This is a genomic window from Proteus sp. FME41 (assembly GCF_014897315.1).
GTDB lineage: Bacteria > Pseudomonadota > Gammaproteobacteria > Enterobacterales > Enterobacteriaceae > Proteus.
Window position 1 is genome coordinate 204,565 of record NZ_JABUYL010000004.1, and the last position, 13,373, is coordinate 217,937.

The following is a 13,373-nucleotide window of genomic DNA, read 5'->3' on the forward strand; positions in this document are numbered from 1 at the left end:
ATGAAAAAACATCATGTACAAATTATTCCTGCCACTCATGAACATATCGTTCGTTTATTGCCACATGTAAGACAAGCTGATGTTGATGAGTTCTACGCTATGTCAATGCAAACACCTGAACAGGTATTACGGCATGGCTTATCTGTTTCTACTAAAGCCTATACCGGCATTATTAATGATGAGGTGGTGACTATTTTTGGTGTTGCTTCTGGCTCATTACTTACTGGTTTAGGTGTTCCTTGGTTGGTGGGAACTGATTTATTAGAGCAACACCAGAAAACCTTTCTACGACGCTGTAAACCCATCTTAAAACAGATGTTAGGGCAATACCCAACACTGATGAATTATGTCGATGAACGTAATCATATTGCTAAGGCTTGGCTCCACTGGTTGGGGTTTCAGATTGAAGAAGCAAAGCCAGCAGGTTTACTTCAGTTACCTTTCCATCGTTTTACATTGAGGGCTAAATAATGTGTGAACCAACAACATTAGCGGCAGCAGTAATTGGTACTTCTGCATTGCAAGCATACGGACAATATACCGATGGTAAATTTCAAGCATCAGTGGCCAATCAAAACGCCAAAATTAATGAAGATGCTGCGCTTGATGCAATTAATAAAGGCAACGCTCAGGCACAAGAACAGCGTAGACGTACTCGCCAATTAGCCGGCACACAGGCGGCAACAATGTCAGCCAGTGGCATTGATTTAAGCACTGCGGGTGCTTTAGATATTTTGGGTGATACTGCCGCAATGGGTGAGCTTGATGCGTTAACTATGGTAAATAACGCTTCTCGTGAAGCGTATGGCTATCGTATGCAAGCTGAGAATGATCGCCTTAATGCAAAAATGGCAAGACGCTCAGGCAATATGGGGACAATGACAACGTTATTAACAGCACCGATTCAAGCTTATGGCGCATATCAGTTGGCTGGTGGTACATGGAGTCCATTCGGTGGTGGTGGCTCAGGTGCTGCGAAAGCGGGTAAGACATTTGCTAAAGCACCAAAAGGATTTTAATTATGCCAAAGGTACCTACATACGATAATAGAACGGTTATGCCAGAACAGTTACCAAATAATGGGTTTTCTGTTCAATCATCACCTGATGCTTTTGGCGCTGGCTTTGGTCGTGTTGGTGAGCAATATGTCGGTTTATTTGCAGAAGCAAAACAAAGAGCCAATGTTGCACTGGCGCAAGATGCCGCATTACAGCTACGACAGAAAGCCAACGAACTGATGACCGATCCACAAAATGGATTACTTTCTCAACAAGGTAAAAATGCGATTGGTAAAGCGTCTGAGTATGAGCAGTCATTTCGTGATTATGCTGGTGAAATATCATCAACATTACCTGACGATATTGTTCGACAAAGCTTTATGCAACAAGCGCAAGAAATGGGTGTTCAGTTTGCATCACAAGCGAATCGTCATGAGATGGGGCAAATCAAAGCTTATGAACAAGATCAGTTTCAATCAACGCTAACATTAAATGCAGAGTCTGCCGCATCAATGTACGGTGATAATCAGGCTTATATCTCTGCACATAAACAAGTGTTTCAGCAAATAGAAGAGTTTGGATTATCACACGGTTGGGGTGAAGAGCAGATCCTCGCCAAGAAACAAGAATTCAAAGTGGCAACTGCTCGTAAAGCGATTGAAAATCAACTCGGTGCTGATTATATGGGGTTCTTGGAACGAAATGGAGAACCTTCAAGCCTTGGTGGTGCTACCAGAAATAATGCGTTCTATGGTGGTACTGTTGGTAAAGTTAAAGGAATGACCCAACAGGGTAATATTAATTTACTCAATAGGCCAACAGTTAAAAACGAAGACGGCTCAATTAGTACAGTAAGAACGATTTCTATTGGTACCGATGATGGCGAAGTGCTAATACCTACCGTAAGTGACGATGGTAAGCTGTTATCTGATGATGAAGCCATTGCGTTATATGAGCAAACAGGTAAGCACTTAGGGGTTTTTGATAACCCTGAAGATGCTACTGCTTACGCTGATAATCTGCATAAACAGCAAGAGAATATGTATACACCTAGTAATGGTGATACAAGAGGTGTTAGAAACAATAACCCCGGTAATATTCGTATATCTAGTAATAAATGGGTAGGGCAAACCGGTGATGATGGTGCATTTGCTAAGTTTGCCACACCTGAGCACGGCATTAGAGCATTAGGTAAAAATCTACTTTCTTATGCTCGACAAGGGTTTGTTACACCAGAGCAGATCATTAATCGTTGGGCGCCACCAGAAGATAATAATGATACTCAGGCATACATTGAGTATGTATCTGATTACCTTGGTGTTGAACCTAATCAGCCATTAGATTTAACGAATCTTGATACCTTAACGCATTTATCGACAGCGATAATGTATAAAGAAAATGGCCGTAATCGTGTTAATTACACTGATGAGCAGATAGCAACGGGAATACAATCAGCACTTGGTTTTGTTGAATTACAAGCGACATCAGAAGCACCAAAACTATTAACTGGATCTGCCGCTTTCGATGCATTAGATGAAGCTGACCAAGCAAAATATTTACGACAAGCAGAACAGCTACGTAAGCAAAAGCAAGGTGAGTTACAGCAACAATTTGGTACTCGTGTCGCTGACTCTTACGCAGCATGGGAAAGAGGACTTGATGCACCTGATGCGCCTACTCATGATGAATTAATCTCTGCGTTTGGCTATGACAAAGGCTCGGCTATGTCTGCTGATATGCAAGAAGCTAAACGTTATGCTGGTTTTATGTCAGCAGCTAAAGAGATGTCGCCACAAGCACAGCAAGCTTTGTTATCTCAAATCAGGCCACAAACGGGTGAAGCAAACTACGAAAGCAAAATTCAACGTTGGGAGAAATTTGGTAAGTTCGTTGAAGGTAATATCAAGGAACAAGATAAACAGTTTGCAGCTAACCGATTACAGCTTTCCATTCAAAATAACTTTCCGCTTGATCCTAATGATAAGAATAATCAGCAGGCAGCAGATGATTACTTTGAACAACATATTCAGCAGAGCTTTAATTTACGTGATGATAATAGCTTAAATGCCGTTGCTGAACTTACAGCAAGAACAGGGATTATCCCATCACAAGTTAAGTCTGTATTGAATATGGGGGCAACGTCTAAAGATCCTGAAGTTGTTCTTCCTATCGCGAAAATGTATGGGCAGATATTTGATAATAATCCGGCATCAGCTACGGATATTCCATCAAGCACAATGGCGTATTATTCAAAAGTATATAGTTTAAATCGTGCGGGTATGCCTGATGATAAAGCGGTAGAAACTGCATTTAAGACGACATTTGAACAAGATGAACGCACTAAGCAAATGATCGCTTCTCAAATCAGGGATAAAGGATATATCAAGGATAGAGATAAAGCAGCGCAATCTAATATCAATGATTTTTACCCTTGGTATAAACCATTTTCTTCACCAAGCGTTAGTAAGCCGGGTACTCAAAATGGCGCTTACTTACGTGACTATCAAACACTGTATGACGCTAACTTTGCTGAAACAGGCGGTGACGCAGAACTCGCCAAGAAAATGACCAACGCTCAAATTAAAAGAACGTGGGCGGTATCTAATATTAATGGCAGTGAAGAAGTTATGCGTTATGCACCAGAAGCCGTATACGGTATTAATGAATCAGGTGCTGGCAACTGGATCACTGGACAATGGGAAGAAGAGAAAAAGCAATTAATGTCTATGTCATTTGGTGGCGCTTCTTCTGGCACTGAAATCGTTATTGTCTCTGATGCAGTGACAGCAAGAGATTACAGCTACGGCATAATGATAAAACAAACCGGTAGTGATGATATCCCTATTTATCGTCCATACACGGGAGATAACGGCTTACCTATTCGCTTTAAACCAAAACAGTCATCATCACCAATGTATAAAGAGGTAATGGAAAAACGCCAGCAAAGCGTTAAGGAAGCTCAGGATAAAAGGGAACGAGAAGAAGCATTGGATAAATCGCGCTCAGAATTTGATGAACGTCGTCAAAGTGTCCGTGAGCAATATAAAGAAGCTCACAATGAGCGAGTAAATAAATTCAATAATTATTTTTCTTGGGATAAAAACTGATGCCTATTTACGAACAACAACCTGATGATATTTTATCTGCGGATATTAATGCTGTTCAGCAAACTGAACCTACTTACGGTGATAATGTTTCACCATCTTGGTATGACCCTATTAATCCGCTTGATGATAGACGGCAAACTAAAGAATTACGTGATGCGGCGTTTCGTATCGATAACTCAGTGGGTAGCTTGATTGCTACTGCACCTTTTAATCAATTTGAAGATGTAGATGGCTATAACCCATTTGAAGATGAATTAACGCTTTCAGGCTATGAAGACTATGCCGATGCCTTTATTCATTCAAACTCTCCTCAAGAAACCGCCGCAATAAAACAACGTATTGATCGTGAGAAGAACGACAGACAGCAATTAATGGATTCAGGCGGTGCCGGTATTGTGAGTAGTATAGCAATGGGGGTTATTGATCCAATTAATGTTGCCGCAATGATGATACCTGGTGGTGCAATAGTAAAAGGCGGTAGTGTTGGTGCAACAGCAGGTAAGTTTGCGCTAGCAAATACCGCTGGTGGCGTAGCTTCTGAAATGGCATTACATAGTACCCAAGAAACACGAACATTAACTGAAAGTGCAATTAACGTTACACTGGATGCCATGATTGGTGGAACCTTAGGTTCAGCTGCGCAATTAGTAAAAAACCGTGGTGAATTGGTAACAAAAGTAAGAAATGATTTAATTGGAGAACAACAATCAGGACAACAAAATATTCCAAATAATATTCCTGATAATTCTAGTGTTGGTGCAATGGAAGTCCCTAACACCACATTAGAACAAGAAACCTTAAAAGGACCATCTTTTGTTAATAGAACAATGATGGTTAGCCCTGTTGGCCGTGTTGCTCAATCACCCTCTAAAACAGCGCGCCAAATTAACCAACAACTTACAGAAAATAACTTTACCTTTGCTAAAAATGAAGAAGGTATTGCGACATTTACCGCTGTTGAAACAAAAGTGAGAGGTTATGAAACACTTGTTTATAAGCAAGTAGAATCGACGAAAGATCACTTTAAACAGTATCGTCAATCTGGTGGCCGTGATATGAGCTATTACCAATTTAGTGAAGCTGTTGGTGATGCTATGCGCAATGGTGATACTCATGCGATACCACAAATTGCAGAGGCGGCACGTTCTATTAGACCTATTGTCGAAGCAACCAAAGATAGAATGGTTGAATTAGGGATCTTACGTGAAGGTGTAAAGGTGACAACTGCACAAAGCTATTTCCCTCGTATTTATAAATTCGACAAAATTTTAAATGATCGTACTGAATTTAAGAAAATCATTGCTGACTGGTTAGAAGAGATTAATCAAACCTCGATAAATAAAGCCAAAGGTAGCCTTGATCGTGCTGAAATTGGTATTGATAAAGCACGTAACGCTTCACCACAAGCTGAACGTTTAGGGCTTGAGATTAAAGAGGCTGAGAGTTGGTCAGGTAAAAAATCTTTGTTGATGGATGATATTAATAAATATCAAAAAATCATTAATGAAAAGAACGCGGTAGAAGTTGAGCTAAATTCACTTTCTAACCTTACTAAGCTAAATAAAACACAAACAAGAAGACAGGCAACATTACAAAGAAAATTACAGCGTATTAATGATGCTGAGAATAAATTGCCTGCGTTACAACGTAGCGTAGATATTCTTGATAACCCTCGCAAGTTTAGAAATGAACATCGTCGTTTAACACGAACTGCAAATTCATTAACTCGCCATGACAGAATTAGACAATCCGCATTAAATCGCATGACACCTTTAGAGCGTGAAGAATTAGATGCGGCAGCAGATGATATTGTTAATAAAATTATCGGTGCACCATCTGGCATTGTACCCAGTGAGCTAATCCCTGATGGGTTAGTTAAACGTGCTGGTTTTACAAAAGATAGAACGCTTAACATTCCTGATGAACGCATTAAAGACTATCTTGAATCAGATGTTAACTATGTGATGGAAAACTATATTCGCCAAGTTGCGCCTGAAATTGAACTCACGGCTAAATTTGGTCGTGTTGATATGGATAATCAAATCAAAGCGATTACAGAGGAATACAACCAGCTTATTGCTGATGCAACCACACCTAAAGAACGTAGTCGATTAGAAGCACGAAGAGAAGCTGATTTACGTGATATTCGTGCTATGCGTGACCGTCTATTAGGAACTTATGGCGCACCTAAAGATCCATCTAGTTTCTTTGTTCGTGCTGGTCGTGTGGCTCGTCACGTTAACTTCTTACGTTTATTAGGTGGCATGACAATATCATCGTTACCTGATATGGCTCGTCCGATTATGCAACACGGCTTACGTAGTGCGTTAAAACCATTGGGTAAGATGCTAACTGATATCGGTGCTATGCGTATTGCTAAAACTGATTTACGTGAAATGGGTATTGGTCTTGAATATGTATTATCCAGTCGTTCTAAGGTGATTGCTGACCTTAACGATCCATATAGCAGACGTAGCTATTTAGAACGTGGTTTACAATGGTCATCACAGAAATTTGGCAACCTTACATTGATGAACCAATACACCGATACTATGAAAATGTGGTCTGGTGTTATTACTCAATCTAAGGTACTGAGAGCAGCAAACACTTTAGATGCTGGTGGTTCGTTAAGTAAACGAGAAATAAAGAAACTGGCTCATATTGGTATTGATGAATCAATGCTAAAGCGTATAGCAGATCAGTTTAAGCGACACGGTGAAGACTTAGATGGCATGTTAACAGGGCATAGCCACTTATGGGATGATCGTGTTGTGAGAGAAACATTTCAGGCTGCAGTATTAAAAGATGTAAGAACTACTGTTATCACACCGGGTATTGGTGATACACCATTAATGATGAGTAGCGAACTAGGTAAGATAGTTATGCAGTTTAAAACCTTCTTCTTTGCTACTCACAATAGAGCGCTGGTCTCAGGCATACAATCGGGTGATGCATCATTTTACTATGGGGCATTACTTCAAGTAGCACTTGGATCCCTAGTCTATGTCCTTAAAGCTAAAATGGCAGGGCGTGATATTAATACCGAACCGGCTAACTTAGTGAAAGAGGGTTTAGACTGGTCAGGAATGATGGGCTGGTTAGGTGAGCCTAACAACGTATTGGAAAACCTTAGCGGTGGTACTTATGGTATGAGTGCCATGTTTGGTGGGCCACCAGCATCACGTTATCAAAGCCGTAATGGGATTGGGGCCTTATTAGGTCCTACATTTGACCTTGGCGGTGATATTAAAAACATCACATCAGGTGTATTAAATGGTGAGTTTGATGATAGAGAAGTGCGATCTGTACGCAAACTATTACCTTTCCAAAACTTGTTTTATTTGTCACCATTATTGAATCAGGTTGAGGAGCAGATGAAGTAGAGAAAACGCCATGTGGAATAAAGATAAATTATTAAAAATACAGAAAGATTATGATGATGCAATGCTTAATTATAATACAGCAAAATATATTCTTATTGCCTGTATTTTTGGTCTGTTTATGAGCTTTATCTTCCCACGTGGCGGAACCATATTATTTGTTTTTGTGACAATAGGCTTATGTTTGTACTTTTTTCACTGTAAAGACAAGCTCAAAAAAGCAGAGTTGGTAATGGATGATGCTTGTAAAAGTCTTTTTGGTAAGAAATATAAAGAATCAAAAAGTGATTTTATTAACGAAATATATAAATAGCACCGCTTAAGCGGTGCATTGTTCTCATTTCTTTAATTCAGCTAAAATACATTCCACCAACGGTATTATATTTTTATTGCCTCTCATCTTCTGAACTATAAAATTTCTCATTGCGATAAGCTCTACAAGTGGAGCTGATACATCATGACCATCTTCTTCCATCTTTGTTAAAAGCGCTTCAAGGTTTGATTTTGTAATTAACTTTTCAATCCCTTTATCGGTATTCACTACATCTGGATAGTTAGCTGGTGCAGGGTATTCATACTTCTTTTCCATGGCTAAAGTCCTCACTAATGAAAATAATTACGCAAACTATAATAATGTAAATGCATTAAAATGTTCATCTAAATGGTTAATTTAATTTTCTATTTGATAACCATTATTGCAAATATGGATATATTTTGTAGTTAAACGTATCATATCCTCATCAACACCAGAGGAGATGAGCAATGACGGTATCTACTGAACTAAGCCATGAAGAGTATGTAGGTAATGGCGTAACAACGGATTTTGATTTCCGCTTCCGTATCTTTGAAAGCAAACATTTGATCGTGGTGGTTGCTGACAGTGACGGCAATGAAACAACATTAAAGAATGGTACTGATTACACTATTGTCGGTGCAGGTTCCTATCATGGCGGTAAGGTGGTTTTAAATAAACCTTTAGCTAGAGGCTGGAAGATATTATTAGAACGTGATTTACCCGTTGTACAAGAAACTGACTTACGTAATCAAGGGAAATTCTTTGCAGAAGTACATGAAGATGCCTTTGATTATCTAACGATGTTAATTCAAAAATCATTGGGCACTTTCTCTTTAAGCCTACGAAAACCTACCTATCTATCGAACTATTATGATGCTAAAGGCAATCGTATTGCTAATTTGGCACCGCCAAAGTTAGGTACTGATGCAGTAAATAAAGACTATGTTGATAACAGTATTAAGGATATTGATAGCAAGACGTTGCGAGTCAAAGATAAACCTATTAATGCGTTACCAAACACTGAACAACGCGCCAATAAAATTTTAGCGTTTGATGATAATGGTCAGCCAATCACTGTTTTGCCTGAGAGTGGTTCTGCTTCTGATGTATTAATTGAGCTGGCTAAGCCTACAGGTGCTAGTTTAGTAAAAACTAACACTGGTGATACCGTTCAAGAATGTCTAGATAATTCAAATAACTTGATATGGGAATCGAATAAAAGCATTAGAAGTCAAATACCTATTAGAGATAGACAGCTAATCATTAACGCCCATCGAGGGTATTCTGAAACTTATTTTGAACAGACATTACTCGCGTTTAGTCAGTGTAGAGCTGATGCGATAGAAATTGATATGCAGACAACATCAGATGGGGTAGCTGTTTGTTTTCATGATGACGATCTATCAATTCAAACGACAGGTAAAGGAGCAATAAAAGACAACACTATTCAACAAATCAGAACGTATCGCTACAAACGTGCTCAAAACACTCGTTATGCAGATATGCTATCTATTCCGTCTCTTAGTGCTGTTTGCAGGGTTGCTGCAAGAACAGGAAAGAAACTGTTAGCTGAAATTAAGGGCTATAGAACTATAGATGATTGTTCCCAGTACAATACAATTATTTCAACATATGGATTAGCGCCCACAACAACATTCATTTGTTTTGATTTTCCAGTACTCCAATATCTACATAATATAAATTCAACTTCATCATATGGTTATGTTATTGCATCATATGAGCCTTATATGGATGAAAATATAAATGAGCTGATTTCTTGGGGTGGTGGGGTTGTCGATATAGCAAGAGCTGCCTTACCTAAAGTAGGGATAGAAAAACTAAGACAATGGGAAGCAAATGGATTAACCATAGGTGTATGGACTATTTATACGATGGAGCAATTAAATGAAGTCCTATCCTACGGCATTCGACATCTAACTTTAGACAAAGATTTCGCTGATATTCTAAATAAATAATTGAGGCTAACAATGAGTTATATTCATACAGAACGAGATTTTAGCAACTTTAACAGATATACAAGTGGCAGTGGAAGCATTAGCGTGAATGATGATGGCCGCATACGTCTACAAAACTCAGATAAAGAGTCTAGGTCTATTATCAATAAAAGTTTATTGTTAATGGCTGGCGACGAGGTGACAATTTTCGCAATAGGACAAACAACAAGTTTGGCATCCGGTCAGTGTGTTATAGCAATAGAACACCCAAACTCAGTTAGAAAAAACATAGTAACACTTAATCATAATGAAGATGCAGTATTACACCGTGTATCATGGAAAGTACCAACAGAGTACCCACCTAGTGCTGTTAATTTAATCATAGCTCTTCCATACGGAACTGAGGGAATCGCTTATTTTACAGATATTTATTTTGAAATAAAATCACAAAACTTAGGTTCTAGGCGAATACTAATGGACGGCGTTGTAAAGCTAACAAATGGCGTTGCAACACTGGACAACTCTTATGATCATAGAAATATAGGAGAGGTTGTTGCATCAAGTATTAACTTAGATGTAAGACCAAAAGAAATTGTAGCTCTAGACAGACTTCCCATCGTAAACATAACATCAATTTATAACGCTGATGATAAACCAGTAAGAAACGCAATATTACAGCCTGTTGCATCATTTACAAAAGCGGGGGCGCTGAATATTAGATTGCAGCACCCTATAGATGGAGTAATGGTAGGTACAACTGGAGAGACAATAAACAAAACTATCTCGTTTTCAGTTTATATTTAACATACTAATTTTTTAGTATATTCATTGAGGCTCATAATTTTCGCATAAATGAGTGACATGATAATTGGGATGACTAACAGGGAAATCAGTAATAGTGTTTTATTGTCATCCCACCCATAAATTTTCATTATTTTCAATGTGATAAATATAAATGCATAGTGTGCTAGGTATACGCCAAAAGAGAAATAACTAATAAAACTAATAATTTTATTGTTGGTTTTATTAAAAAATTCCTTTATCAATAAAATAAATCCGATGCTAGAGAAAAATATAAATAAAGATCTTGGGTACCAGTGCAAAGACCAGTTAACCTTATTGTTAGTAACATCAATATAGAGCAAGGCTAAACAAGGGATTATTAATAATAATAATTTAGTAATATTGTTATCCAATAACTTTATTGGGTCTCTGCACATAATGACATATCCAGCAACAAAATATGCTATAAATGGACCTGTAAAATCCTTGCCTAATTTTGATATAAAGTCAATTTCAATGCCTAATTGATATAAGGTATCCTTCATTTGATTAAAAAATAGACAAATGAATATAAATAAAACTAAGTGTGACGTTTTGGTATTTGTAACCATTTTAGATATAAACGGCGCCATCAAGTATAGTTGTACAATCATGTACATATACCACATTTGCCTTGCGTAACCATATGAGCCGGGATATTTATTGTTATTTGTTATTCCATTGTTTTCAATGGCGGCTTTTAAGAATGAGTCATAGAATCCTGTTCCATCAGTCATATATTTTATGGCGCTAGTAAAAATTGAGTAGAAAATTATCAATAGAATAAATTGTGGGATTCTTTTTTTGTAGAATGATAGGATATTAACATTTGATAATTTTGGTAATATTAACCCACCTGAAATCATTATAAAAATAGGGACGGCCAGCCTATCTATGGAATAAAAAATACTTTTTGTATAAATATCTCCATAAGCAACAACTTCATGAGCATGAGTGAACACAACTAGAAAAATAGCGATCACCCTAGCAACATCAACCCATAATATGCGTTCCATTATAATTCCATATATATTAATAATAACTATATATGATATATATTAATTATCATGAATGAAACAAACATCATCTCTTGTGCCTTTTTTTGTTATTTGCATTTTTGGTTATCTTCCTGGTTATATAGTATCATGATTATTCATTAATCACTGGTACTACACTCATGCAAGAAGATGTCTACACAAAAGCTGGGATCGGCACTACTGCTTTTCTTGGTTACTTCGCAGGGCTTCCAGCAGAAGTTGTTATGGGTTCACTGTTGGGAGCCATTTTCTTTACCACTGCTGCTACTGAATATAGCTTTAAACGTAGATCGGTATTAGCTTTTCTAAGCTTCGTTTGTGGTCTTATATTCTTTAGTCCTGCAGCAACTATCTTTATTTCTGTTACTGGTCTTTTCGGTGTGAAACCGGAGCAATACGAAATCGAACATATCGATGCCGTAGGGGCTTTTGTTTCCGCTTTGCTTGTGGTTAAGTTAAGCGTAAAAGCATATGGAAGGGCTGATATACCGAAACAAGGAGGGCAACAATGAAATGCGAAACATTGCTCACTATTGTTAATGCCATCATCTGTACCGTCATATTTCTACGTGTGTTCTATTTTAAACGTGACGGCAGACAACACTGTAAAAAAGGTGGATGGTTAGCTTTCCTCATTCTTGCTTACTCTTCAAGCGTACCTATTCGCGCTTATTTCGATCCTAATTATCACGCTGATATCTACAACATCTTTGCCAATATCCTGATCTGCACAACGTTGCTAGTCAGTAAAGGCAATGTCATCAAGTTTATAAAGGGGTGAATATGTCATTAGTCGATAAACAGAATACGTTTACAGGTATGGTTGCAAAGCTGATCACCTTTGCTCAGCAGAAGGGATATAAACTGACGTTTGGTGAGGCTTATCGTACCGAAGAACAAGCTAAATTAAATGCAAAGAAAGGATCGGGTATTAGCAACAGTCTGCATACTCAACGTTTAGCAGTTGATTTCAACCTATTTGATGCTAACGGAAAATACCTTACAGCCACCAGCGACTATAAAGAACTGGGGGAGTATTGGGAATCATTGGGCGGAAGTTGGGGCGGGCGTTTTAAAACTCGTCCTGACGGTAATCATTTTTCATTAGAGCACAATGGGGTTCGTTAATGAATAAAACCGTCATAGCGTTAATTGCTTTGGCTATTTCCTTTACCGCTGGCTTTGTTGCTGGCGGTATTTATTTTGATAACCGAGCAATGAGTAAACAGATTGCAGGTAATCAATTAGATGAAAAGGAAGTGGCCACAAATATTGAACTGCGTAAACAAGCAGACAATGAACAGCAGAATAGGTTGGAGATATATCATGACGCACAACAGCATGATACGATACGCACAGACGCTTTGCTTGATCGTGTTCTTAATCACTTTGACAGGATGCAGCTCTCAACTGGTACCACGAAAACAGAAGTTACAAGTACCGATAACGCCAATACCTGCCGAGTTGAGAAATCCAAAGCCAGTGAACTTTCTCGACAACTACGAGAAACACTTGAACGATATGGGCGTGAAGCTCAGCGTGCAGATGAAAACACCAGAACACTCAACCTTTGTATTTCAGAGCTGGAAGCAAAGGAAAAACTCCTCAATTCTTACCGATGAAAAAGTAGACAGATTTCATAATGGCGGTATCGGTGACGGTGTTAGTGATATCTAATTTAAATATAATTTATATTTATCAGTGAGTTAGATTGCCAGAATATAATTGAGTGGGAATAAACTACCGTTTATCAGCAATAGTTGATAAAGGTTAAAAAAC

The 13,373-nt window shown here is 38.2% G+C and carries 13 protein-coding genes; 11 read left to right on the plus strand and 2 right to left on the minus strand.

Annotated features, from left to right (window positions below; genetic code table 11):
- The 5 genes from INT04_RS05965 to INT04_RS05985 are packed head-to-tail and all read left to right on the plus strand — an operon-like array spanning position 1 to position 7,798.
- Positions 1-471 (plus strand): hypothetical protein, encoded by a 471-nt coding sequence (locus INT04_RS05965; RefSeq protein ID WP_226893988.1) that lies wholly within the window; start codon positions 1-3, stop codon positions 469-471.
- Positions 471-1,019, plus strand: coding sequence for a hypothetical protein (locus INT04_RS05970; RefSeq protein ID WP_193015244.1), 549 nt, complete (start codon positions 471-473; stop codon positions 1,017-1,019). The genes INT04_RS05965 and INT04_RS05970 overlap by 1 nt, the downstream gene beginning before the upstream one ends.
- 2 nt (positions 1,020-1,021) lie before the next feature.
- Positions 1,022-4,105 (plus strand): hypothetical protein, encoded by a 3,084-nt coding sequence (locus INT04_RS05975; protein ID WP_193015245.1) that lies wholly within the window; start codon positions 1,022-1,024, stop codon positions 4,103-4,105.
- Positions 4,105-7,488 (plus strand): hypothetical protein, encoded by a 3,384-nt coding sequence (locus tag INT04_RS05980; RefSeq protein ID WP_193015246.1) that lies wholly within the window; start codon positions 4,105-4,107, stop codon positions 7,486-7,488. The genes INT04_RS05975 and INT04_RS05980 overlap by 1 nt, the downstream gene beginning before the upstream one ends.
- 10 nt (positions 7,489-7,498) lie before the next feature.
- Positions 7,499-7,798, plus strand: a complete 300-nt coding sequence (locus tag INT04_RS05985) for a hypothetical protein (RefSeq protein WP_193015247.1) — start codon at positions 7,499-7,501, stop codon at positions 7,796-7,798.
- 24 nt (positions 7,799-7,822) lie between these two features.
- Here the strand turns inward: INT04_RS05985 and INT04_RS05990 are convergent, their stop codons facing one another.
- Positions 7,823-8,074: a hypothetical protein gene (locus INT04_RS05990; protein ID WP_193015248.1), complete on the minus strand. Its 252-nt coding sequence runs from the start codon at positions 8,072-8,074 to the stop codon at positions 7,823-7,825.
- 173 nt (positions 8,075-8,247) lie between these two features.
- Between INT04_RS05990 and INT04_RS05995 the strand changes: the two genes are divergently transcribed.
- Together INT04_RS05995 and INT04_RS06000 are read left to right on the plus strand one after the other, a co-directional pair.
- The gene (locus INT04_RS05995) at positions 8,248-9,756 is read left to right on the plus strand and encodes a glycerophosphodiester phosphodiesterase family protein (RefSeq protein ID WP_193015249.1); all 1,509 of its coding nucleotides are present in this window, start codon (positions 8,248-8,250) and stop codon (positions 9,754-9,756) included.
- A 12-nt stretch (positions 9,757-9,768) separates the two neighbouring features.
- A complete protein-coding gene (locus tag INT04_RS06000; RefSeq protein WP_193015250.1) occupies positions 9,769-10,539 on the plus strand; it encodes a hypothetical protein in 771 nt (256 codons plus the stop codon).
- On the opposite strand, the gene INT04_RS06005 is transcribed toward INT04_RS06000, so the two are convergent.
- Positions 10,536-11,573 (minus strand): acyltransferase, encoded by a 1,038-nt coding sequence (locus INT04_RS06005; RefSeq protein WP_193015251.1) that lies wholly within the window; start codon positions 11,571-11,573, stop codon positions 10,536-10,538. The two genes, INT04_RS06000 and INT04_RS06005, sit on opposite strands and share 4 nt — an antisense overlap.
- 161 nt (positions 11,574-11,734) lie before the next feature.
- Here INT04_RS06005 and INT04_RS06010 point away from each other — a divergent pair, with 161 nt between their 5' ends.
- Genes INT04_RS06010 through INT04_RS06025 form a run of 4 tightly spaced genes read left to right on the plus strand, consistent with a single transcriptional unit; the run spans position 11,735 to position 13,216 of the window.
- Positions 11,735-12,106 carry a putative holin gene (locus tag INT04_RS06010; RefSeq protein ID WP_020945795.1) on the plus strand — a complete coding sequence of 124 codons (372 nt, stop codon included), beginning with the start codon at positions 11,735-11,737 and terminating at the stop codon, positions 12,104-12,106.
- Positions 12,103-12,375 carry a phage holin family protein gene (locus INT04_RS06015; protein ID WP_004243326.1) on the plus strand — a complete coding sequence of 91 codons (273 nt, stop codon included), beginning with the start codon at positions 12,103-12,105 and terminating at the stop codon, positions 12,373-12,375. The genes INT04_RS06010 and INT04_RS06015 overlap by 4 nt, the downstream gene beginning before the upstream one ends.
- Before the next feature lie 2 nt (positions 12,376-12,377).
- Entirely contained in the window at positions 12,378-12,722 is a 345-nt protein-coding gene (locus INT04_RS06020; protein WP_020945794.1) for a M15 family metallopeptidase, read from the plus strand.
- Positions 12,722-13,216: a hypothetical protein gene (locus INT04_RS06025; RefSeq protein WP_193015252.1), complete on the plus strand. Its 495-nt coding sequence runs from the start codon at positions 12,722-12,724 to the stop codon at positions 13,214-13,216. The genes INT04_RS06020 and INT04_RS06025 overlap by 1 nt, the downstream gene beginning before the upstream one ends.
- Positions 13,217-13,373 lie beyond the last annotated feature (157 nt).